The organism is Synechococcales cyanobacterium T60_A2020_003, from assembly GCA_015272205.1.
GTDB lineage: Bacteria > Cyanobacteriota > Cyanobacteriia > RECH01 > RECH01 > JACYMB01.
In genome coordinates this window covers 1-24,274 of sequence record JACYMB010000280.1, presented here as the reverse complement: position 1 = coordinate 24,274, position 24,274 = coordinate 1, and the positions used below count along the sequence as shown (strand labels likewise).

Sequence of the window (24,274 nt, the reverse complement as noted above, 5' to 3'; positions counted from 1 at the left end):
GCACATTTCACAATCCAAATAGGATTGTTATATTCATGCGATCGCTCCAAAAAGACTGGGGGCCATGGAGTCCTTGGGGTCGGTTTGTGCGGCAGCGGGAACAGTTGGATCGGTTGCTCTATGCCGAAATTGGCGATCGCCGTGCCCACCCTGATCCCGATCGGCAAGATATTTTGACGCTGATGCTGGCCGCCAAGGATGAAAACGGCAACGGCATGAGCGATCTGGAACTGCGGGACGAGTTGATGACCCTCCTCTTGGCCGGACACGAAACCACGGCTTCTGCCCTGTCCTGGGCACTGTACTGGATTCATTGCAATCCGGCCATTGAACAGCGGCTACGGGACGAGGTGCAGCCTGCGATCGCATCCGAACCGTTTGACCTAGGGGCGATCGCCCGATTGCCCTACCTGAACGCGGTTTGCCAAGAAGCCCTCTGACTCTATCCCGTTGCGCCGATCACCTTTCCGCGCTTGCTCGAAAAACCGCTAGAGATCCAGGGACAAACCTATCCCCCCGGAATCCTGGTGGTTCCCTGCATTGATCTGGTTCACCGAAACCCGAAGGTGTATGACAATCCCACCGAATTTCAGCCCGAATGCTTTTTAGAGCGCGCCTTCTCGCCCTACGAGTTCCTTCCCTTTGGGGGCGGCAATCGTCGCTGTATCGGCATGGCCTTTGCCCAGTATGAAATGAAGCTGGTGATTGCAACCCTGCTCTCCCAATTTCGGATGCAGGTGGTGGGCGATCGCCCTCTAAAACCCCAGCGGCGCGGCATTACCCTGGCTCCACCCTCCTCTCTCAAGATACAGGTTGAGCCGTTATAAATCCATCATTTCGGCAGCGATCCGCTAGACCGATGTTCCTTTATGCCAAATTCGCTCTAAAAGTTCGATCTGTTTTTCCAGTTGATCGGCATCACTGCCTTCATGCTTACGGTGCATCATCCTTTTGAAGGCAACGCTTCCAAACAAGAATACGGCGATCGCCAACGCTAGATTAGAAACGCGGATCCGGCTAGCGTCTGATGATGCAGCGAGGGAGGTTGTGGCCGCAATCTTGTCTGAGGATTTTGCATCATCCAACGATGGAGCGATCGCGGCATCATCAGCAACCTCGCACAAAAACTTCTCACCTTGGGGCACGCATTCCAACTCTAGCTTCGAAGCATTCTCTGGTGTTGGCATGGGGGGCAAATAGGCTGCCTGGGACTCTTGGGCATAGGCGGGAGCACTGACAGCTAACAAGGTTGCGATCGACACTCCGGCTAAGGTTCCCAGCGTTTGCCGTTGACCCAAATGAGGTGAGAACTGGATGGGTTGTCCCTCGCATAAAACATGTTTCATAGTACCCCCTGCCTAAAAATATTTTTATTTCTGTATCTAGATATACTATATGACACTCTAGATTGTGGCAAAACGCTGATTGTATAGAGTTTTCAAGCGCTGTATGCCTATGTCTTGATTGCAAGACATTTACAGATATTTAATTTCAAAATTCTTCGCAAATCCTGAAACGAGGCACGCCGTTGAGCAAGGGTGTGTCGCCCGTCGCGATCGCCCCTATGCCTCAGCACGGGCAGCGTGGAACTCGTTTTATCGTTCGACTCAAAAACTCCTCCGAATCTGAAACCAGGAACGCTGAACTCGGCATCAATATAAAAGGAGCAAAGTATTGAGAACTATTGCGAAACTTGTCTCAATATTTCAGACGCCCAGGCTAAGGCAAACCCGCTTTATTCCGTCTTAAATTAGGGTTCAGTGCTTTGAATTTCGCTGCTATCCCGCGCAAATTCCCGATGGATCGGAGTCATTACCCGCTTGCTCCGTAAACATTTTTAATAAAAGCTCTCATCCAATCGGATTACTGTAACAATTTAGGAAGTGATTGAACAGCAGGCATAGGAATATGTCGGCTGTGTTTGATGCGCTGGGAAAAATCTAAACCATTTAGCGTTGAGTGACGACATTTACTTAGGATATTTAGCATGAGCAGCAATTTAGCAACTAAGCTTCGGGAAGGCACGAAAAAATCCCATACGATGGCAGAAAACGTTGGCTTCGTGAAGTGCTTCCTTAAGGGAGTTGTTGAAAAGGAGTCCTATCGGAAGTTGGTTGCGAACCTCTACTTCGTCTATTCCACCATCGAAGAAGAGATGGAGCGCCATAAGGATCACCCTATTCTCTCCAAGGTCTACTTCCCAGAGCTAAATCGCAAAGCCAGTCTGGAAAAAGATTTGCAGTATTATTTCGGCTCCACCTGGCGCGATCAGATTTCGCCCTCTCCTGCCGCTCAAGCGTATGTTGACCGCATTCACGAAGTGGCGAACACTCAGCCTGAACTGTTAATCGCTCAGTCTTATACCCGTTACTTGGGCGACCTTTCGGGTGGACAGATCCTGAAAGGCATCGCTCAGCGAGGTATGAACCTAACCGATGGCGAAGGAACCGCTTTCTACGAGTTTGCGGATATTCCCGACGAGAAGGAGTTTAAGAATACCTATCGCCAAGCGCTGAATGAGCTGCCCATTGATGATGCGATGGCTGATGCGATCGTGGATGAAGCAAATGCGGCATTCGGTCGCAATATGGCCATGTTCAAGGAACTGGAAGGTAACTTGATCAAGGCGATCGGTCAAATGTTGTTCAATACCCTCACCCGTCGTCGCACACGCGGCAGCACAGATGCAGAACTGGCAACGGCTGAGTAAGTTTGTTCCTTGATTTCAGGGTAGGGTGGGTCATGGCTCACCCTACGTTTTTATGTATGCGTAATACTTTGCCACCTCTGCACCTAGAGATGGCGATGAGGTTATGGGGTTGGGCTTTCGGGGGATTCCTCGTTCATTTGTCGCTCCATGGTGGCGATCGCCGCATTGGTAGCCGCAAGCCGAGTCTCCAGATTGTCACGAACCCACTTTAGAAATTCCAACTGTTGCTGACGATGGGAGGATTTTGACGACGATGAACAGCAGGGGGACATCCAGAAGGGAAACATACTTCGTTCTCCTTGAGCCAAAGGACACACCTATAAACTAACGCACTTCCTTGTATCGGTTTGGTCAACGGGCCTACTTGCTTCACCTAGACGCTTTTCTGATGCAGGATGCGAACGTGATTCGCTACAGCCCCTAATCAGCGGCGATGAGGGCGATACAGTGATCATTGGGCGGGTGGAAAACCAGGACTCACGTGAATGCAGGAATCGGTGACCGTGAAACCCTGTCCAACGGCACCACTCCTCAACCGAACAACATGGGATAAAATCAGCCCACGGTTCATTTCGTCTCAAATTCGTTCGGGATAGACTCTATGGGCGTGAGGGTTTGGCGTTGGCTACTGACAATCACCGCAATCACCACGGTACCGACCGTTGGGGTGATAAAGAAACGCTATGCTGTAGGATGGATCACGTTTGTACAGATCACCCGGTCTCTCCAGAGTTGGAACGCCCATCTCAAGCATGCAGACACCTGGCATCTCCGCCAAGACATTTTCTCCAACTTGGTGTTTACCAAACCTTAAATCATACCCTTCGCTTCTCGTCAGTCGTGGAGTAATGATCTATGATTCGAGCGGGGCAGGTCAGCCAAGCTGATGCGGGGCGGTTCCTGGTATAACAATCCTGGAAACTGCCGTTCCGCTAACCGCCATCGGAACACACCCGGCAATCAAAACAACAATATCGGGTTTCGGGTGGTCTGTGGTTCTCCCTGCACTCTTCGGTGCCAGAATGGGTGGATGGGAATTCATCGAGCGTGCTGAAGAAGAGTCCAGATCTGCTCCCGCGATAGGGACAACCCTATCCAAAAATCAAACCGAACCGGATAGTTTGGTAGGTTCGCCGAAGACCGGTCCGGTTCATCCTCGATACGAAAATTAATCCAAACTTCAATACACAGCAAAGTTTGCCCATTTCTGCCCTAGGTTTTGGTGGACACGGGCAGTAGCCCTGTGCCCACCTTACTCAAAGCTAACAGGGCTAAAACACCTACACTTCAACGGGTCGGCGGTTGAGACGCTCTAGCTGATTCACCAGCAGACTCAGGAACAAGCCCACATCAGTGACAACCCCCACAGACTCCACCGAGCCGCGATCGCTCAGTTTGGTTACGACCGCAGGGTTAATGTCTACACAGACCATCTTCACACCCGCAGGGGTCATGTTACCCACACCAATCGAGTGGAGCATGGAAGACAGCATCAGAATCATGTCTGCCCCTTTGATCAGGCTGGCATACTCTTCCTGAGCTTCGATCAGGTTCATCTTGGTATCCGGTAGGGGGCCATCGTCCCGAATCGAGCCAGCCAAGGAGAAAGGTACGTTGTTCTTGATGCATTCGTAGAACACGCCACTCTGAATCACACCCTGTTCTACCGCTTGGGCAATGCTGCCATAGCGACGGACAGTGTTGATCGCCTTCAGGTGGTGACGATGGCCACCGCGTACCGAAACGCCGCGCTTCATGTCCATCCCTAAGGAGGTGCCCATCATCGCTTGTTCAATGTCATGAACGGCGATCGCATTTCCGCCCAGTAGCGCTTGGACATAGCCTTCCCGGATCAGATGGGCTAAGTGTTCGCCACCACCCGTATGGATCACGACCGGGCCAGCCGTCACGACGACTCGCCCGCCCTGATCGCGAAGTTTCCGCATTTCCCAGGCGACCTGCTCCACGATCAGCTCCACGCGGCGCTCACTGGACACCCCTGAACCCATAAAGGTAAATTCTTGAGAGGTCTTGCGCTGATCCCGTTCGGCGGGTTTGCGAACCGTGCGAATACCCTCGACGCCGACCACGACGCGATCGCCCACTTTCAGGTCACGGAGCAGTTTACAGGTTGCCTTTGGTTCGCCATCGGGATTCACCACGATCGCGCCATCCATGCGCTGATTTTGCACCAGCACCCACTCGCAGTGAACGCGCACCTCGGTGGGATAAATGGTGGTGACGTAGAAATCATCCGGAGCAACCCCGTCTTGGGTGACGGTTTGTAGGTTCATGTCGCACACTTCTTGGGGTAGGGCGACCGCTCCCAAATCGATGAGCTGCGACATGATTTCTTCCATCACGTCGAAGGTGGGAGCCGACACGCGAATTTCGGCGCTAGAGGTGCTTTGTCGCTGTTCGCCCAGGTTGAAGTTGAGTACCTGGAAGCTGCCACCCCCTTCGGTAATTACATCCAGGGCACGGTTAATCAGCCCTGAATCCAGCAGGTGTCCAATCAGCTGAACGGTGCGACTCTCGATCGACGCGGCGGCGTGAACTTCTGGACGAATCGGTTCGGTGACGCGCAGAGTGAGACACTTGGCCGCACCACCCGCCTTCAAGAATTCCGTCAGCGGCGTTTCAATAATTTCAAATCCGCGCGTATTGAGTTCGTGGCGTAGGGAATCGCTGGCTTTGTTCATAATCACCAGGCGATCGATATTCACGGTATTGCACGCAAAGTTGACGGCATCCGGTTCCTCAACAACGATGCGCTTTTCGGCAGGAACCCGCATTTCAATCAGGCGATTGGAGTAGGCGTCAAATGCCGGGGGGTAGTACATCAAGTACCCGTCGGTGAGCGGGCAGAAGCAGGTGTCGAGGTGATAGAAGCGCTCGTCAATGAGGCGGAGGGAAAGCACCTCAGTATCGAGCCACTTAGCAATGTAGGGATGGGAGTCTAGCTCAGAGCGGAAGCCGTAGCCTGCCCAGAGGTGCCGACCTTCGCGATCAAACAGGGCATCGCCTGCGCCTTCAAAGGGCAGTTCCTTAGGCAGTTCATAAACGGTGAAACCTTGGGACTCGAACCACTCCTTAAAGAAAGGTTCTTCGCCTTGCCGTTCGGGGTGGTAGAAGCGGCTGAGGACGACGCGATCGCCCAACACCAACCCCGCGTTTGCGGTAAACACCATATCCGGCACACCGGGCTGAGGCTTTACTAAATCGACGGTTGCGTGCTCAGCGATGACTTGATAGAGGCGTTCCCATTGATCCTCAGCGCGATCGCGCGAGGATTTGTGGATATTACCCTCCATCCAAGGGTTAATGACATAATCCACATCGTAATGATGGGGAGCACACATAAGGAAGCGAATTGAAGCACTCATACCTTAGCTTTGCCGTTTGCGGTGTAGAGATTAACATGGACAGTATTTTCAACGGTATTGCGATAGCGTATTGCCCTCAGACGGAACGCAGACGGTGCCGCTAGGTCTTGAGCAAACGGGCTGGCGCAATCCAGGAGCGATCGCCACGGGGCTAAAGATAAGGGCATCACAAGATTCCAGGTAGGAATGGAGGTCAATACACCCGATCTATTGCCTGTTGGCTCTGACTACAGTGAATTTTCACAACGATCTATATTACTCTCCTGAGCGCATTTGACGGATCATGCGGCATCCGTATGTCGTCAAATCTTAACCTTCAGCCATGATCTACTTTCAGACTAGCGAGTCCACGATCGCACCCATTCAAACCAGCCTTCTAGCAGATCCCGACGCAGTCCGTGGGCGTTTTGCTGATGTTGCCACATGTAGGCCGCTTGCTTTAGCACGGTTGCAAAGCTGAGGTCGGGTAGGGGCAGGGTCAAGAGGTGTTGGATGGAGCCGTGGTTTTGGATGAGGAGGGCGATCGCGCTGGCCATTTCTAGGGAGCCATCGCCTAGCACGTGAGCGCCTAGCAGTCTGCCATTCCGACGCAAGACCAGCTTGCAGACGCCTGTGAGGTCACTTCGGATATGGGCAGCCGGGAGGGATGTGAAAGGCTGCACAAGGGTCACCACGTCGTTACCGTAGCGCTGCTGGGCTTCCGCTTCTGTCAGTCCCAAGGCGACAAGGGGCGGATCGCAGTAGAGCACGCGCAGCGGTGCAACGGATCGGAGCGATCGCGTCCAGGGAAAGAGCGCATTATGAATCGCCAGATCGGCATAGACCGTCAGATCGCCAGCATTCGGGGTGGGTGCTAGGGCGTAGATGCGGGGATTCGCAGTCTGGAGGCGATCGTTCACGGTTAGGGCGTTGGGATCCAGATCAACGGCTTCGAGATTGAGCGGGGTGAGCAGTGGTTCTAGAGGCGCATCAATCACGAGTCCATCCGTACTCAAGGATTGGGGCGGTAGCGACGGGTGCGCCAAGGTGAGATGAATTGGATCTGTGGGCTTGGGAGCTGATAAGGATTTGAGGTGGGTATTCGTCCAGACGGACACTCCGGTGGCCTCCAGCAGCGTTTGCAGTCCGGCATTGAGGTCTGTATCTAGCTCCGGCATCAGGGTGGGGCGATCGCACACGAGGGTGATTTCAACCCCCAATCGTGCGAGGGTTTGCGCCATTTCGATGCCCCGTACGGTGCCACCCACCATCACCATCCGCTGGGGTAACTGGGTTGGCGGATACATCCAGAAGGAATCGGGCGTCCAAAAATCGACGGTGTCCAGGTTATCCAATGTCCGCATGACGCGGGTACTCATGGTAGAGGGAGGAGCCAGCAGGTAGGCCCGGGCACGCAGCAGCCGACCGTGAGCCATCACGCCCCACGCCGGACGACGACAAAATTCACCCTGACCGATGATCAGGTCTACTCCAGCCGCAGTTAGGCGGGCGGGCGATCGCCACTCGGCATAGACATCAACGACGTTGGTGGCCCACTCTAAACCCTGGGCAATATCACACGGTTCCGCTGTGGGGGAGTCGGATAAAAGTTGTTGGAAAAGCTGCTGCGGGTTAGGGCTTTGCTGCGCCGCCCACTGCATCCAAACGGCTTGGCGCATGGCGTAGAGGGGATGGGATTCCAGGAGGGTGACATCTTCGGGTTCAACCAGGGCAACCCGCGCCTGCAGCCGTGCCGCCTGCCATGCCGCATACCGCGCGATCGCACTGCCTCCTAAAATTACGATGTCGTAGTCAACGGCCATGCTTAACCATCATCTGTTCTGTTGCTGTGCCCGAAAGCGGGTAATACGCGATGTGCAACTAATGCGCCCTCATCCCAACCCTTCTCCTGGGGGAGAAGGGCTTTCGGACAGTTCTGGTTCCCTCTCTCAGAGGGCGAGGGCGAGGGTGAGGGCAGTCTTTGTAATCGTTCGGCAAAAGTTGCACATTACGTGGGTAATCGTTCTGTTAATGCTGACAATAATCGCTGATTTTCGGCAACCGTGCGTACTGCAATCCGGAAAAAGCGATCGCCCAACTCTGGAAAACTGAGGCAGTCCCGAATTAAAATCTGGTGCTGTTGGAGGAGTGCGTATTGTAAATCCGGGACGGAAACGGAACTGTGAACGAGGAGATAATTCACCGCACCGGGCAGGGGGTGGAGTCCGGGAATCGCCTGGATGCCCTGGAATAATTGCGATCGCGCCTCGGATAGCCAGTCCCAGGTGCACTGCTGAAAGTCGTGATCCTGTACCGCCGCGATCGCCGCCACGGTTGCCAAGGCATTGACACTCCACGGATCGCGCCACCGCTGCCAGCGCTTTAGCCGATCGGGATGGGCGATCGCGTACCCAATCCGGAGTCCCGGCACGCTGTAAAACTTGGTGAGCGATCGCAAAACGACGAGATTGGGGTAGTGTTCAATCCAGGGAATTACACTTTCGGGTTCACCGGGTAAAAAATCCATAAATGCCTCATCCACCACCACCAGCGCAAAGTGCTCCAGAATCGGCCTGAGGACGTCTAACGAGGCCAAATACCCCGTTGGGTTATGGGGATTGTTGAGCAGTACTCCTGCCTGTGGAGGAGCGTCTAGGAGGGTCTTTAAAGCGGTGATGAAGGGGGCGGTATTAGCGGGAGGGGGTGAAGGTATGGCGATGGGGCAAGGGGCGATCGTCGCATCGAAGGCCAGGAGAGCCCGCCGATAATCGCCAAAGGCAGGTGTGATCAGATAGGTAGCATCGCACTCCGCCAGTTCCCGACAGGCCCAGGTGAGCAACTCCGCCGAACCGTTACCGGGCAGGATGAAGTCAGCCGGAACGCGATGAAACGCACTCAGCACCGTTCTCAATTCATGGGTATCGGGATCGGGGTAGACCCGAATCTGATTGATCTGGTGCTGAATCGCGCTCAGAACACTGGCGGGCGGCCCTAGGGGATTGATACTGGCCGAGAAGTCCAAAATAGAACTGGGGGAAGTCCCACTGAGCTGAGCTGCCCAGATGAGATTTCCCCCGTGATGGGGTCGATCTAACGACTGACTAGACACCCGAACCGCTATTTGGGTGCCACCATTTCTTTGAACAGCTTGCCAGCCGAGAAGGCAGGCACCTTTGTTGCTGGAATCTCCATCGCTTCGCCAGTTTTGGGATTACGGCCTTCACGAGCCTTTCGCTCTCTCGGCTCAAAGGAACCAAAGCCAACGAGGGTTACTTTCTCACCTTTGGAAACCGCTTCCATAATGGCTTCGATTGCAGCCGTGAGGACGGCATCGGCCTGCTTCTTAGTGACATTGGCCTTTCCGGCAACGGAATCAACGAGTTCACCTTTGTTCATAGGATCTCCTTATTACTTCATCGAGGCTAAACGTGTTTTGCCACCATAGCGATCGTGTGCGATCGCTGATTCTGGATCGGGATATCGAAATTGATCGTAATCCCTAAAACTTCACCAGAATCAATTTTTCAATGCTTTATTCTAAAAGCAACTTTAGCATTATGGATGGATAAAAGCTTTAATTTATATGGATTTCAGGGTATTTTTAGAAAAATTTTCTACATCTGGGGGGGACACCCCGTTAGAAATGGAGTATTTTGTTACGGTTTATGTGCTAAAACGCTACATGTAGCGTCAAATTAATTTTTTGCTCTCACAGGCGAGTTGACAAAAAAATCGCCAAAGAATGCCTTGGCGATCGCAAATGTTGAGTGATGTTAATCACATTATTCAGCAGAAGTGAAAAGTTTTTTTAAGCGCTCCTTGCCAAACCCCAAAGTTCTCGCCCAGAGATCCCATCATCGGCGGCAAAGTACACAATCCCGTTAATGACCGTAAAGTTTGACGGATCCGATCCTTCATTGGGTGTGTTGTTGATATCTGCGGCAAGACGGGTGGTGCGGCTGGTGCCGTCGCTCACGTAAACCTCTCGACCAACCACTGTGCCGTCATTGGCGGCAAAAATGAGCGTCCCGTCAAAGTCTAGGAGGTCGGTCGGATCCGAACCTTCGTTGGGCGTGGTGTTGATGTCTGCAACCAAGGAAAAGTCGTTGTCTGTGGGACTGTAGCGATAAAGTTCGCGACCAACCACCGTGCCATCATCGGCGGCAAAGTATAGGGTACCGCCAACGTTAGCGAGCCAGGAGGGGTTAGAGCTAGCCCGGTTACTTGTGACATTGATGTTAGCAGCCAACTGAGTCCCATCGTCGATCGTAGTACTACCATCGCTTTCCCACAGTTCACGCCCAACAATGCCATCATCGGCGGCAAAGTACAGGGTACCATTGAGATCCACCAGATCTGACGGATTCGATCCCTGCTTCGGACTGCGGTTAATGTTAATAATCTTGGTTCCGAGGGAGGTTCCGTCGCTGACCCAAAGTTCGCGCCCAAAAACGTTCAAGTTCTGGGCAGCGAAGAAGAGATTTTGACCCGATACGGTTAGCTCGGTGGGGTCGGAACTGTTGGGGCCAGGCTTGATGTCCAGTACCGTGGAGCGATTGGCAACCGGATCATAGCTGTGGACTTCGCGCCCAAAGATGCCATCATCTGCCGCAAAGTAGACCTGCCCCCCGAAATTAACAAGATCAGCGGGATTAGAGGAATCACTGCCCACATTCAGGTCAAGGACAAGCTCAGTTCCGGCCTCAGTGCCATCGCTCCGCCACAGTTCGCGCCCAAAGATACCGTCATCCGCCGCAAAGTACAGGACACCATCTACGTTCACCAAGTCCGATGGGTTCGAGCCATCTCGGCCCACATAAATATCTCTGACCTGTTGTGTACCCTGCTCGGTACCATCGCTGCGCCATAGCTCAGACCCAAAGGTGCCATTGTCGGCAACGAAGAATAGGGTGCCGTTGACCTCGGTAAAGGTTTCGGGGCGGGCAGAGTCGGGGATGAAGTCGCCAATGCTAGAGGCAGATCCAGGGAAAATGTCGCGGATTTGCCCAAACAGAAACTCTTCCTGACTACCACCACCGCCACCACCGCCGGGGAAATAAGGGTTTTTGCGGGGGGTGGCGGAGACGGTCATGCTGTACCGCGTTTGCTTGTCTGCGTAGGTTACGCGCAGGTAGTATTGGCCTTTGTTAACGCGGAGATTGATTTCGCGAGGATCGTTGCCGCGATCGCGCGCTGCTGCAACCACGTTAAGATTTTTATCCAGCAGGGCAATATTGGCACGGTTGTTTAGATCAAAGAGAATGGCTTGAATGTACCGTCTTTCTTGGAGCTGGAACTGATAAAAGTCAACGCGATCGCTTGGTCCAGCAAAGTCCGAATAGGTGATGGGCTGAACACTAGCCGGAATCGGACGTCCGTTTTGGGGACGGTAGGGGGCAAGGTCGTTATTGGGGCCGCCGGGGCCATCGGGATCATTGCGGGGCGATCGCCGATCTTTGCGTTTGAACGCGCCAACATTGAGCCGATATTGGGTATTTTTGCCACTGTAGGCCACCTTAATGAAATAGGTGCCCTTGGGAACTGAGATCCGCTGCAAGGTGTTGGTATTGACCGGAGGGCTAGAAAATTGCGGCTTGGCAAATAGATCACCATCGGCATCGAGCAGGCGCAGGTTGGGCGCACGGCGCAGCCCCGTAACCGAAATCGTAAGGGCACTGCGAGGCTTAACCTTGATTCGGTAAAAATCAACGGAATCCCGTTGGGTAACCCGATCAAAATTTCGGGTGAATCCGCCGTAGTCCAGATCTAGATCCTGAGCATTTCTTAAAGTATTTCCAGCATTGTCCACCATGCACGTTGCCTCGAATGCGGTTGGAGGAGGAAACCCTACCTCTGCTGAACTAAAAAGCCAACCGCCACTCTAACGGAGAGTAGAGATTGGCTTCCCTGAAATCATGGTTACTGGAGCGGAACGCCCTGCTGTTGCAGGATCTCGCGCACATCCCGACCAGGGGTATACCGATATCCAAAATTCGACAGATCGGAATCGTCAATGACCTGTGGAGTCACAACCACAACGACCTCGCGGCGTTCGTTGGTGCGGTTGGTGCTGCGGAACAGGGCACCCAGGATGGGAATATCACCCAAAATAGGCACTTTCGAGATATCGACTCGATCCTGATCCTGGATAATTCCAGCCAAGATTAGAGTCTGTCCATCGCGAAGACGAATTTGACCAGACTCGAGCGATCGGGTTTGCAGGAGGGTAATGGTTCCCTGCGATGCTGGCCCTGTTGCAGTACCACCAATAGATGTCACGGTCGGATTAACCTGCATGGTGACAAAACCATTGTCGTCAATCCGATTAATGACAATGCCCAGGGTGAGACCCGCTTGTTTAATAATCGGGCGCTCCAGGAAGATATCGCGCTCGATTCCACCAAAGACCTCTTGTGTTAAGGCGACAGTGGCCTGCTGCCCTTCCTGAACGGTCAAGGTCGGATCGGTCAGAATCTTAGCACTCCCATTCCGCACCTGGGTCTCTAGCTGGAACAAGAAATCACTAGGATACTGGAACAGACTCGGCAAGCCGTACTCAACCTGTCCACCCTGAATGGAGGTGACACCGGGCTGAAGGGGGTTTTCGTCGGTACCGAAGGGGCCGCGCAGGGCAATACCAGGTTGGGTTTGGAAGCCTACGATATTGCCATTATTGTCAAATACGGGAACTGCAAAGGACTGAATGGTGCCGTCGTTGAGGCGAGGGTCGGTGTAGGGAATTAGGGTTCCAGTTTGCTCATCCCCCGTAATTTGGTTGAACGGCGGTGTGCCGAAGGGTTGGGGTGTTCCTTGCCCAAAGGGGGCATCAGGCTGGGCATCGAGGAACGGGGCCAGTTCTACCCCCGTAAAGCCATCCGATGCTTCTGGGTAGATATTGGGCGTAATCGGCGGGTTAAACGGACTCCGCTGCACATCAGTAATGCTGGGGGGCTGTGCCTCTCCGTATACAAAGGTGGCAGCACCGCCATCACTGACAAAGAATCCGTCGTCCACGCCGAAGGAGAAACTGGTGTTGAAATCTTCCGTGGCTAGGAGGTTGACATCCACAACCTTGACGTTCACTGCAACCTGACGTTGACGTAAATCTAGTTGCGATAATAAGTCCATCGCAATTTGTACTTTACGAGGTGAACCCACTAACGTGATGGAGTTGAGACGGGGATCGGTGGTTACAGACAGTCCCGCCAATAAGAGAGGGCCATTTCCTGGAGGCACGTCAACTGCAATAATTTCTGGAGGCTCAGCGACTTCAACAAGTTGAGCCGCTTGACCATCACCAAGTGTTGCAAGCGTTGTTTGTTCGAAGAGAACCCGTGCTTCCGCCCCTTGGGTTGCCAAGAAGTTAGCAGCGTCAGTAGCAATGGCTTGGTTCAACCGGAGGGTACGAGCAATCACATTTCGTGCATCATCCGGTAGACGTGGCCCTACAAAAACCGTCCGACCGACGAGATTTGCTTCCAGTCCTGCAATCCGCAACACGTAGTTAAATACGTTTTGCACAGGCTCATTCTCGATATCAAGCGATACTCGCACTTCTTGGGGTTCTTGTTGCCCAGAGGCTTGCGTATCAGTCTGCTCGTCCGTGTAGGCAACGTTATACCCTGCTGCTCGTGCCAACAACGACAGCACATCCCGAACGGGGGCATCGCGCAACACCAATCGGGGCACAACCTCGCTGGTATTCAGGTCAATTTCATCCAGAGCAGAGTCAAAGGTGGATACCGAAATATCACCCAACGGTGGCGGAACAGCGCGGGACTGAAGCGGAGGCGCATAAACGGTGTTGGAATTGATAGCCGGAACCCCGTCAATATAAATCTCTGGGTTGGGAACCAGCACATCTTGGGAGGTAAGCTGGGCAATCGAGGACTGCGGCGTTGGGGATTGGCCTTGTTGAGGCGCGGGGGCAGTCGGAGCCGCGGGGACAGGCTGTACGGGAATAGGAACCGCATTCTGGGCGATTTCCATTTCATCCAGAGTGACAGAAACAGCGGTTGAGGTGCCAGCATCCGCGACTTCCCCGAAGCTCAGCACCAGTCCAGACTCAGACTCATTCACTTGGGCAGGCGGCGCACTGTCGGTTCCGGTGACTGTTACCCGCACACTGTTTTCGTCCAATGGGGTAACACTGATAGAGCTAATGCCCGGAGCCGGATTCTCTTGGATAAAGCCATTGCCATCGGGCAGTTGGAGTTGGGTGTTAACCAAGTCCGAAACCGTGCTATTCCCTTGCACCACTGTAAAGACCTGTGGGCGATCGCTCGCATCGGTTTCCAACATCAGGGTAAAGCCTGCATCGGTTTGATTGACGGCCACCCCTGTGACTAAAGCAGAATCGGCAAACACTGGCTGTGTGGCTAACACCAGCATTGCACTCCCACTAACAACACCACCAAGCTTGAAACAACGTTTCACTGTCCCCTCCTCCTTCAAAGTCGTTCGTTAGACTCAAACGAATTACACACACCCAACTTTCTCGACCTAAAGCAAACTCTTCTACAACCGAAATAAAACCTATTTATCTTAAAAAAGTGGTATAGAAAATCCCATTCGCAAAGAACGTGCGACTAAACGCTAGAAGGGCGATCGCCCCCTATGATATCAATCTATACCGTTTAAATAACTAATCGAGTCAGGCAAGATTTAGAGCTTGAACTCTAGTTTATTCCTCACCTTACTCTATCTATAGAGTATCGCAGTTGCTAAAAAATACACCAAAATTTGCAATTTATTTTGAAGAAACGGGAATGGCGCTAATTCAAATCTCAAAATTAAACGCCATGCCTATCATTAGCAAAAGCGATTATTGCGCTGGTGCTGCCTCATTATTTGCAGCAGGGGCTTGATCAGCCTGAGCCGCTTGTTGAGCCGCCTCGTAGGTTCCCTCAGGGGCAGGCAGTAACACATCAAGTTCAAACGTTGTATCCAAACGGGGGGGGGGCGCAGCCTGCACAACCCGTCCTGATGGATCAATTTCAATGACTTGACTGTTTAAATCGATCTCGGACTTGTAGCTTCGAATAATCGTTAAAGGCTGCAAGCGTTCAATGTTGCGAATAATAGACTGCGTTTGCTCAAAATCTCCTTCTAAGCCAACGTTATAGACTCGACGCTGCAATCGGTTGTCCACTTCTGGCCCTAGGGATCCATCCTTGATGATGCCGGATTGATCCGGCACAAGCTCAAATTGCGTCAGTTTGGCATGCCGATCTTCATCCTGAATACCAGCGTTGGCGGCCTGAATTCGGGCATTCAAATCCAATAACAGCGTGTCTACGCTATCTTCGGTTGCAAAGAGCCCCAACACATCCTCCTGCAACTGCTGAGCCTCTGCCAACCCTTGCTTAGCGTCCGCAATTTGCTTTTGGATCGCTTCTTGATCCACCAGGAGCGCCTCCTTTTCAGCAATGTTGGCGCGCAGTTCTTGATTGGTCTGTAACGTAGGACTGAGAAGATTGAAATAGAGCCATCCCGCCCCAAACAATCCCAACAGTCCCAGCAAAATTCCGCTAACACTTGGCGTTAGCTGAATCCCGAACAGTGTCGGGTAGGCTGGGGCTGTTTCAAAATCTTGGGGGTCGCCTGGAATAAAATCGCCGCTCGCCGTCATGGTTGAAGAACTCCTCTCTCTTGTAATGCTCGAATCCGGGCTGTAAGACCTACCGCTAGGTTCTGTTCTAGCTGGGGCAATAGCTCTGATGCTGCTGCATCGCTAAGCTGGGTTTCAATTTCAAATTGCACAACCTGAGGCAATGATGCTTCTAGATCAACAGGGCCTTGCGCCCCCTCAATGACCTCAATCTGGGTGGGGTCGCTGGTCAACTCCGCGTTGGCTAGGTTGGTTTTGTCGGGAATAAAGTAGGGCGATCGCTTCAGCAACAGCATCATATCGTTCACATCGTCAAAGGTGCGAGCAACGCCGCGAACCACAACACCACTTACTCCTTGGCTGTTCCCTGGAGTTGCCCCGGCTGTGCCCAAGGAGTCAACGTCTACCTGCTCAATCCCACTGAGGCGAACGTTGGATGGCGTGCGCTCCCCAATATCCTTGAGAAGGGCAGACCACGGCTTAATTCGGTCAAACACACTCGCCAGCGCCAGGGTTGTTGCTTCCACCGCCTGCTGCTCTTGATTGATTTGCTGCACTTGTGCCTGGAGTTGGTTCACCTCAGCTAAGTCTCCGTCCACCGATGTGAGGCGTTCTTCAAGCTGCTTATTTTGAAAATTCAAAAACGCCCACGCCCCCAGCACTAGGGCTGGCAACAGAATCGCCGCGATCAATCCGGCATAGAGCGGCCCCGACCCTTGAGCCTCGCTCGAACGAACGCGCCCTTCCCTTTCTGCAGGTCGCTCTTGGCGATCGTTTAATAAATTAATGTCTAAGCTATACATGATCTACCACGCCTCCCGTAACGCGAGTCCTAGTACCACTCCCAAGCCTACCCGCTTTGCGTCTGAAATCTCTTCTTCTAGATCTAGCGATATCGCAGAGACCGGATCAATGCGACTTGCAGGCAAACTCAGGCGTTGGGAAAAGAATTCATCAATTTGTCCGATGGCGGCTCCAGGACCTGCCAGGAGCAACTGGGCAACCTCGATGTTTTCCCCTTGGTTGAGGTAGAAATCAATAGAGCGTCGCAGTTCATCGGCCAGTTCTCCGAGCGATCGCAACATGGCCGTGGCACTAGGGTTATGTCCGGCGGTGCTAGGGACACCGACACTATCCATCGGCGTAATTGGAATCGTCATCCCCTGAAGCAGATCCGTATTCCGAGAGGGGGGAAGGTGCATAGCGCGGTTCAGGTTGGACTGAATTTGGTATGTCCCAATGGGCACCGTCCGCGAAAATTGAGGAACCCCGTCTACCGTAATCGAAATTTCAGTGTTATCAAACTGGATATCAACGAGTGCCGCCGCCTCTTGGGGGCTGAACTGGCGCAACTGTTCGCGAATGGTGCGAATCAGAGAGAAACTGCTGATCTCTAGGATATTGACCGATAGACCTGCAAGTTGAAAGGCTTCAATGTAAGAATCGGTAACATCCTTACGGGTGGCAACGAGAAGCACCTGCACCTTATCAATGCCGTCTTCGTCCACAAAGACGCCTAGCTTTTGATAATCTACGTCTGCTTCTTCGCGTGGGAAGGGCAAATACAGTCCGGCTTCTTGATTCAAGACCATTTCACGCAGTTCCCGATCATCCAGCTCTGCTGGAACCGGAATGATGCGGGTTATGGTATCTCGTCCACCCGGAATGGCCGTCGCCACGTTTTTCGCTTTAATCTTGTTTTCTGCCAGGGTTTGCTGCAACAGTTCAGCCATGGCAGGGGTGTCGATAATGCGCCCCTCTTGGAAAATGTCGGGAGGTACCTCAGCCGAAACCAACTTTGTCAGTTGGAAGCCTTGGCCTTTTTTCCGAAGCTGAGCAACGTTAAGGCGATCGGGGGCAAGTTCAACCCCAATACCTTTCGTTTTTTTAGAGACGAGGTTCTTAAGAATGCCAGTCACGGTTTACCTACGAGTTCCAGATACGATAGGGAGCAACCACAGCATTAGGATAGTTTGCAGCTAGATCGCCAGTTTTGACTCTAATTCTAGTGCATCGTATTAAATTTAGTTCAGATTTATCCGGATGGATCAGGGAATACAAAACTACACGGTTTTGAGAGTCGGGAGCAGAGGCGTGAGTGAACCCCTCAAGGGATGCGCAAACCTGATGAAAAATGGGAGATAGGCGATCGCCCTAATCCGGATCAGCCGGAACATCTAGCGTCTTTTTTGACTCATGTGCATGACTGACTTTCTTTAGGGATGGCTTAATGTCCTAACGCAGCAAAATTGCGATTTCCAACAATTTAACCTATTGCGATAGTAGCTAAAAATCACAGAAACCGAGCGTTGGGATGAACATTCGTATCGGGCGATCGCCTCCGGCAACCATTCAACCTTATTTCAAAACTGTACGGGTCAAGCATAGAAGCGCTGTAAAGAGTTAACGAGAGGCTTCGACATCAAAGGCTCTTACCCATTGCTGAACTTATCTATAGATTTCAGGGTTTACCATGCTAGCCGAATCCAACCGACCCTCCGTTTCTGTTCAACAGCCTGCTGCCCAACCATCGCTGAGTGCGGATGCTCTCTATCGGGCAAACGCTACGGCCACGGATCGCGTGTTTCAGATCTTTCAACGCCGAAAATGGGCGATCGCCACGGCAGCGCTAGCGGCGGCATCGGGTGTGTGGGCATGGACGCTGACCCGTCCTTACATATATGAGGGGCAGGTGCGCCTCTCTCCAGACAGCACCGAATCGGTGGATGATGCATCCCGTGAACTCGAACCGAATCTGCCTGCGGTTTTGAATGCAACCGCCGAATCTCTGAACCCCGACTATCCGGACGTGACCTATCAAACGCTGTCGGAAAATCTCGTGATGACGTCCCAAGATAGCCGAAATGTGTCAGTTCGCTATCAGGGTGGTTCCCCTAGCGAAGTCGAGGCGGTGCTGACCGAGATTGCTCAACAGTATCAAGAGGCTAGCTCCAATCCAGTCATCGTTTCACCACCGACCGTGGGCGATCGCCCCATTTCGCCTAAGATTTTGCGGGGACTACTCCTCGGCGCGATCGCTGGCCTATCTATGGGAGCCGCCGCCGCCTTATTAACAGAGAAGCTCGATCGATCGTTCCATTCCCCCGACAGCCTCAAAACCTTTACGAAGCTGCCCATGCTGGGCATTATTCCCTTTTTCAAGACGCTGCAACCCGCAAAGCCGGGTCGGATTTCTCCTCCTGTTAACCCCACAATTTCTGGGATGGGCGATTATGAGATGGCGTCGTTCCTGGAGGCGTTCCGAACCCTCTACTCGAACCTGCGCTTTCTCAAAAGCGATCGCTCGGTGCGATCGCTCGTCATCAGTTCTGCGATTCCCGCCGAGGGCAAATCCACCACAGCGGTTAACCTGGCGAAAGCGGCAGCCGTGATGGGGCAGCGGGTTTTGTTGGTGGATGCCGATTTGCGGTTGCCCCAAATCCATGCGCGGCTTCAGCTTCCCAACTCTGCTGGACTCAGCGAAATTCTAGGCCAACAGATCCCCTGGCAAGACTGTCTACAATCCGCTTTGGATGAAAATTTGCAGGTGTTGCCCGCAGGCAGCATTCCGACCGATCCGGTGCGCTTGTTGTCCTCGGTAGCGATGAGAGATCTGATGCACGAGCTTTCGGATGCGTTTGATCTGGTCATTTACGACATGCCACCGTTGTTGGGATTTACGGATAGCGGTCTGGTGGCGGCGCATACCGATGGCATGGTTATGGTGGTGGGCTTAGGGACAACGACCCGTGTGGAGCTGAAGCAAGCGCTGGATAGTTTGGAGGTGATGCCTGTTCAAGTGTTGGGCATCGTTGCCAACGGCATTCGCTCCCACACCACCAAAGCCTACAGCTACGATCGCTACCACCGATACTACGCGCAGCGGGCAATGGTGAGTGCGGCCTCGGCGCCGGCAATCGATAGTGAGTTAATCAGTGCCACCGTTCTAGATGGGGAGTTGGAAGCGCAAGGGGCGATCGCCTCTGAGCCGGATCTGCAACCGTCGATCGAACCTGAAGGTCTCGTTAGTGCCGATACCCAGATCCAGCCTCTTGACGCTGAAACGACTGGCAATGATCGGATGGCGATCGCTCCTGCCTTGGATCAAGCGGAAGATGAAGCGGGATCGGTTGACCGCGATGCAGAGCCGACCGAATCTTTCTATCCAGAGGCAGAACTGCTGGAGGATGTGGCAAACCTCTTAGAACCAGAAGAGATGCAAGGTTCTGACGACGCGATCGCTTCCACCATGAACACTGAAGCTGTAGAGCAAGATCTTGACTCTGTCTCTGCGCTAACCGACACGGACGGGTTGGATACTGAACCAGATGTCAGTACTGAAATCCCAGAATCTATTCTGACAGATGCAGGATTGAACATTGAAGCGGCCCCTGAGACCAGCGCTACGGCATCAGATATCCATGCCTTAGAGTCAAATATCTTAGAACTAGACACCTCACAATTAGAAGAGGTACACCTAGAATTAGACGCCGAGCTAGACGAAGACTTAGATGCTGATCTGGACTCCTCAACGGTTGTACCCCTCGATCTAGATGCGTTAACGGAGAGTGATGCGATCGCAACAGATAGCACGGTCGCTCCAGATGCCCTTAATGAAGAGGGAATAATAGACGACGTTGTAGAACCACTGGAACCAGAGTTAGATGAGGATCTAGAGGATCTAACCGATGAGGCGATCGCCCTTCCGTCCCTCACAGATGCGGATCTCGATGCGGCGGATCTCTCCATGGATGAGGTAGCCGTAGCCGATCTATCGGATAACACGCTGCATACCTTTGGGCAGAATGGCTTTGATAACAGCGTTGCGGTGGATGAGATTGAAGCAGCCGATAACCATGAAAGCATCAGTTCCGCACCATCCAACGAAAACAATGGGACAGATGCAGATCATGAGGTAGAGCAAACCGATCAGCCAACTCACGATTTTCCGGCCTCATCTCTTTCGGATCATTGGTCCACACTTATCTACGAAGAGTCCGCAGACGCATTTGCCGATGAGGAACCTCCAACCCCGTTTTCATTCCTAGAAGAATTCCTGGCGGCGGCGGCAGATACAGATCTTCAGTCTGAGCCTGATCCGGGATCGGGGGCGATCGCGGAAGAGTCCAATCTCTCTTTCACGCCAGACAAAGCTGAAACGATGGTTAAGGCTGAGGCTCTAGGAACGGAGTTGTCTGCTGAGGAATTGGCACACCTTGAAGCGCAAGGGCTGTTAGAGTCGTTGGCATTACCCAATGATTCGATCCTTGAAGAGGATGCAGAGTTTACCGCTAGGGTTGACCAACCTGAGGATGAGCCGTCTGAAGACGCATCCACCTCCATCTTATCCAGGGATGTTGAAGAGAGAGAACCGTTAACGGACGATCGTGCAGAACCTCTTGGGGTAGAAGCTATCTCATCTACATCTGGTGAGGATAGCGATATAGCTGAAGAGATGCAGGATGGAGACTTTTCGGAGCCCTCAGATATGTCTACGTTGATTCTCTCTAATGAGACTGAACATGTTTTAGAGGCTCTAACTGATGGTTCTGAATCAGAGGAATTAGAATCAGAGGCTTTGCCTGATGCCGTTGGTGATAGCGAGGAACAAGGCTTTGTAGACCCCTCAGATGTGTCTACGTTGATTCTCTCCAGTGACACCGAAAGTATCACAGATACCTCGGAATCAAAACCTTTGGATGCTATAGTTCACCCTGAAGAGAAATCGATGGTTGAGTCTATTGATACAGAGACTTTAACCGAGAGCGCCAACACTCTTGAAATGGAATCTACGGTTGAACCAGCAGATTTCGGGACTATCCATCAGGAGGTTGAGAATCCTACCGATCTTCAACGTGAGGCAGAAACTCTAGATGAACACCCGCTGACCGATCTAGAATCCCTGTCGGATGGACTAGCCGTAGACCAAAATGGGCGATCGCCTGATCTCGATTTCAATAGTGGGGCGATCGCCCAAGATGACGAGTTCACCCATGCTCTAAGTGCAGATAACCTGCATGATTTACTGGATGACGAAGACTGGGACAGCGAAGATGATGGCCTGCATGACGATGTTACTGAACTCGAAGAACAAGAGCTAGAAGAACTTCTCGCCTGGGATTCCGTTACTCTGAGTCAGTACGTGAGTAGCCAGTTTGAGCGCGCGGTTCTATCTGCCCAAGACGCCATTCGCCTAGGCGAAACTGCAGAAACTTCCGATGACTGGCTCAATCTTTCTACCCATTGGCAGCAGGCGGCTGAGTTGATGGGATTGGTGCCAGAAAGTGATCCCAACTTTGACATCGCTCAGCGGTGCAAGGTGCTGTATCAAAGCAATAGTGAGTACGCCTATCAAAAGGCACGCCACGACGCAGAACTTCACGAGTAACCGATGGTAGGCCCTGGGCGATTCACGTTACCCTGAAACCGTTACCATCGATCTACAGAGAGGGTTCAGATGTCTTGGTACTTGGAAGGTCAAGCACAGTTTCAAGTACGGCAGGCGTTTTTCCGTCCCCAAAGCCGAATCGTGCGCGATCTGGGAGTGCTGGCCGCGATGGTGCATCGCGATCGCCAAGGGCAGCTTCGGGTGTTGGATGCGATGGCCGGATCGGGTGTGCGATCGCTCCGCTACTGGGTCGAAGCCAAGGCCGATTCCCTTTGGGTCAACGATAGCGATCCCGATCTTGAGTCTGAACTGCGCGCAAATTTAGAGGGGGCGATCGCCTCCCAAGTGGCACAGGTCACCTGCCAGGATGCAAATCGCGTCTTCTTTGACTGCTACGGTCGTCAGGATTATTACGATTTCGTCGATGTCGATTGCTTTGGGTCTGCCCTGCCCTACCTCAGCACCAGCCTGTGGGCAGTTGCGATCCACGGTCTGCTGTACATCACCAGCACCGATATTCGCACCGTTGCCGGACACCCGCCCGGTAGCAGCGTGGTGACCTACGGAGCCTATGCCCGCCATCATCCCTCCATCCACGAGCAAGGATTGCGGATTGTTTTAGGCACCCTACACCGAGAAGCCGCCCAAAAAGGCTTGGGAATTCAGCCCTTGTTTTCACTGTTTACGGGACAAACCTATCGCCTCATGGTGCGCCTCTTGCCAAAACCAACCCTCTCCCCTAGCACCTATGGGTTCCTCGGCTATTGTCATCGCTGCGGCAGTTACCAATCGGTAGACTGGCGCGACTTGGGGCGATCGCACTGTCCCCATGATCAGCATCCCCACAGCGTGAGCGGCCCCCTATGGTTAGGCGAACTCCATCATCAGGACTTCTTGGACGCAATGCGCGATCGCGCCCAATCCCAGGACTGGCAAAAGGCGGATACCCTGCTCCACCTGCTCAGCATGGAAGTGTCCCTCCCTCCCTTCTTTTACACGCTAGGTGAGATCGGACGGCGCAGTGGGCACGATATCCCAGGGCGATCGCGCCTGATTCAAGCTCTCCAGGAGGCAGGATTTGCCGCCTCACCCACGCACTTCAACCCCCAAGCCCTCAAAACAAACGCCGACCTGCCGACCTGTGTACAGATTGCCCGTCACCTCTAGGCATGAAAGAGCCACCGCTAGGTTTTTCCTAATTCCAGCTAGGGAACGACGGTCACCTGCGTCCCCATTTCCACCATCTCAAACAGTTTCACCACATCCCGGTTATACATGCGAATACACCCGTGGGAGGCAGCGTTACCGACCGATTCTTCATTGGGTGTGCCGTGAAATCCCACAAAGTTAGTGCCATCCGTCCAGAACCCAATCCAGCGCTGCCCTAGCGGATTTTCAATATCGCCACCAGGGATCACATCTCCCGTAAACGGATTCTCCCAGGCCGGATTTTGGATCATCTGGATCACTTCGTGGGTTCCTGTAGGCGTTTCCCACCCTGATCGACCAATGGCGATCGGAAAACTGTCCTTCAAAGTCTCCCCTTCATAGACGTATACGCGGCGATCGCCTAAGCGAATCACAAGCTGAATCACTGGGGATGGAACAGGCAAAAACTCCTCTGCTCCACCGAGGGGGGGGAGCGGTGGCGGCTCAATCGTCGCTACGGTTCCGAGGGTCGTTGTTGTTGAGGTTGCCGCTACAGACTCCACAGTAGGGGTGGCCCACCCGGCACTGCTCGAGATGAATGCGAAGCAAACCGCCGCGATCGGAGTACTCAACTTCAAGCCCCACGGAGGGCACGTCCAGATATTGCTTCCCATATCAAACGCCTACTCTTCCACAATTCTAAAAATAGATTATTCCCAATTATTCCTTATCTTCTTCCCAAAAGAGGCATACTCCGGATACGAAAACTCCGTGACCCCTTTAATTTACGACCTGTACAAGAAAATCGAATGCCTACGCCTTTGTCGAGGATCTCGACGCAACCAAACGTTCATCCTGAGCATTTTCCAAGGGCGATCGCCCTCTAAACTTCGGGATGTCTGATACATTCTGCTCTACGTCATCAGTTTTTGAAAACTAACTTCTAGATTCAGAGTTCAGTGGAATATGATATTCGCAACATTTTGGATAGATTCTTAGCTCGACTTTATCCAATCAGGCGGCATGGCAGAGTAACTCGGTCCAGGTGTCGA

General features: G+C 52.9%; 20 protein-coding genes. 7 read left to right on the top strand and 13 right to left on the bottom strand.

Translation table 11 applies throughout. The features are described from left to right. Positions 1-35: 35 nt before the first annotated feature. Positions 36-440, top strand: coding sequence for a cytochrome P450 (locus tag IGR76_13900; GenBank protein MBF2079571.1), 405 nt, complete (start codon positions 36-38; stop codon positions 438-440). A gap of 33 nt (positions 441-473) precedes the next feature. Then, complete coding sequence (locus tag IGR76_13895; protein MBF2079570.1) at positions 474-827, top strand: cytochrome P450; 354 nt, start codon at positions 474-476, stop codon at positions 825-827. Positions 828-851: 24 nt separating this feature from the next. Here the strand turns inward: IGR76_13895 and IGR76_13890 are convergent, their stop codons facing one another. Beyond that, positions 852-1,346: a hypothetical protein gene (locus tag IGR76_13890; GenBank protein ID MBF2079569.1), complete on the bottom strand. Its 495-nt coding sequence runs from the start codon at positions 1,344-1,346 to the stop codon at positions 852-854. Positions 1,347-1,987: 641 nt separating this feature from the next. Here IGR76_13890 and IGR76_13885 point away from each other — a divergent pair. Then, complete coding sequence (locus IGR76_13885; protein ID MBF2079568.1) at positions 1,988-2,710, top strand: heme oxygenase (biliverdin-producing); 723 nt, start codon at positions 1,988-1,990, stop codon at positions 2,708-2,710. A 101-nt stretch (positions 2,711-2,811) separates the two neighbouring features. Here IGR76_13885 and IGR76_13880 read toward each other — a convergent pair whose 3' ends face one another. Continuing rightward, positions 2,812-2,997, bottom strand: a complete 186-nt coding sequence (locus tag IGR76_13880; protein MBF2079567.1) for a hypothetical protein — start codon at positions 2,995-2,997, stop codon at positions 2,812-2,814. Between the two features lie 314 nt (positions 2,998-3,311). On the opposite strand from IGR76_13880, the gene IGR76_13875 reads away from it, so the two are divergent. Continuing rightward, entirely contained in the window at positions 3,312-3,524 is a 213-nt protein-coding gene (locus IGR76_13875; protein MBF2079566.1) for a hypothetical protein, read from the top strand. A 72-nt stretch (positions 3,525-3,596) separates the two neighbouring features. Next, positions 3,597-3,764 carry a hypothetical protein gene (locus IGR76_13870; protein ID MBF2079565.1) on the top strand — a complete coding sequence of 56 codons (168 nt, stop codon included), beginning with the start codon at positions 3,597-3,599 and terminating at the stop codon, positions 3,762-3,764. A gap of 226 nt (positions 3,765-3,990) precedes the next feature. Here IGR76_13870 and IGR76_13865 read toward each other — a convergent pair whose 3' ends face one another. The 10 genes from IGR76_13865 to pilM all read right to left on the bottom strand — a co-directional run bounded on the left by IGR76_13865 (position 3,991) and on the right by pilM (position 17,604). Continuing rightward, a complete protein-coding gene (locus IGR76_13865) occupies positions 3,991-6,096 on the bottom strand; it encodes a TIGR00300 family protein (GenBank protein MBF2079564.1) in 2,106 nt (701 codons plus the stop codon). Then, on the bottom strand, positions 6,093-6,263 hold the full coding sequence (locus IGR76_13860; GenBank protein MBF2079563.1) for a hypothetical protein: 171 nt from the start codon (positions 6,261-6,263) through the stop codon (positions 6,093-6,095). Before IGR76_13860 ends, IGR76_13865 begins: the two co-directional genes overlap by 4 nt. Positions 6,264-6,434: 171 nt before the next feature. Next, the gene (locus IGR76_13855) at positions 6,435-7,898 is read right to left on the bottom strand and encodes an NAD(P)/FAD-dependent oxidoreductase (GenBank protein ID MBF2079562.1); all 1,464 of its coding nucleotides are present in this window, start codon (positions 7,896-7,898) and stop codon (positions 6,435-6,437) included. Positions 7,899-8,083: 185 nt separating this feature from the next. Continuing rightward, entirely contained in the window at positions 8,084-9,184 is a 1,101-nt protein-coding gene (locus IGR76_13850) for a threonine-phosphate decarboxylase (GenBank protein MBF2079561.1), read from the bottom strand. An 8-nt stretch (positions 9,185-9,192) separates the two neighbouring features. Beyond that, entirely contained in the window at positions 9,193-9,471 is a 279-nt protein-coding gene (locus tag IGR76_13845; protein MBF2079560.1) for an HU family DNA-binding protein, read from the bottom strand. 412 nt (positions 9,472-9,883) lie between these two features. Continuing rightward, complete coding sequence (locus IGR76_13840) at positions 9,884-11,887, bottom strand: hypothetical protein (protein ID MBF2079559.1); 2,004 nt, start codon at positions 11,885-11,887, stop codon at positions 9,884-9,886. A gap of 107 nt (positions 11,888-11,994) precedes the next feature. Beyond that, a complete protein-coding gene (locus IGR76_13835) occupies positions 11,995-14,466 on the bottom strand; it encodes an AMIN domain-containing protein (protein MBF2079558.1) in 2,472 nt (823 codons plus the stop codon). Between the two features lie 433 nt (positions 14,467-14,899). After that, positions 14,900-15,706, bottom strand: a complete 807-nt coding sequence (locus IGR76_13830; GenBank protein ID MBF2079557.1) for a pilus assembly protein PilO — start codon at positions 15,704-15,706, stop codon at positions 14,900-14,902. After that, the gene (locus tag IGR76_13825) at positions 15,703-16,488 is read right to left on the bottom strand and encodes a PilN domain-containing protein (GenBank protein ID MBF2079556.1); all 786 of its coding nucleotides are present in this window, start codon (positions 16,486-16,488) and stop codon (positions 15,703-15,705) included. Before IGR76_13825 ends, IGR76_13830 begins: the two co-directional genes overlap by 4 nt. Before the next feature lie 3 nt (positions 16,489-16,491). Then, positions 16,492-17,604 carry a type IV pilus assembly protein PilM gene (gene pilM / locus IGR76_13820; protein ID MBF2079555.1) on the bottom strand — a complete coding sequence of 371 codons (1,113 nt, stop codon included), beginning with the start codon at positions 17,602-17,604 and terminating at the stop codon, positions 16,492-16,494. A gap of 554 nt (positions 17,605-18,158) precedes the next feature. On the opposite strand from pilM, the gene IGR76_13815 reads away from it, so the two are divergent. Then, positions 18,159-22,073 carry a polysaccharide biosynthesis tyrosine autokinase gene (locus IGR76_13815; GenBank protein MBF2079554.1) on the top strand — a complete coding sequence of 1,305 codons (3,915 nt, stop codon included), beginning with the start codon at positions 18,159-18,161 and terminating at the stop codon, positions 22,071-22,073. A 69-nt stretch (positions 22,074-22,142) separates the two neighbouring features. Then, positions 22,143-23,240, top strand: coding sequence for a tRNA (guanine-N1)-methyltransferase (locus IGR76_13810; protein MBF2079553.1), 1,098 nt, complete (start codon positions 22,143-22,145; stop codon positions 23,238-23,240). A gap of 38 nt (positions 23,241-23,278) precedes the next feature. On the opposite strand, the gene IGR76_13805 is transcribed toward IGR76_13810, so the two are convergent. Further along, complete coding sequence (locus IGR76_13805) at positions 23,279-23,896, bottom strand: L,D-transpeptidase (GenBank protein ID MBF2079552.1); 618 nt, start codon at positions 23,894-23,896, stop codon at positions 23,279-23,281. Positions 23,897-24,274: the final 378 nt, after the last annotated feature.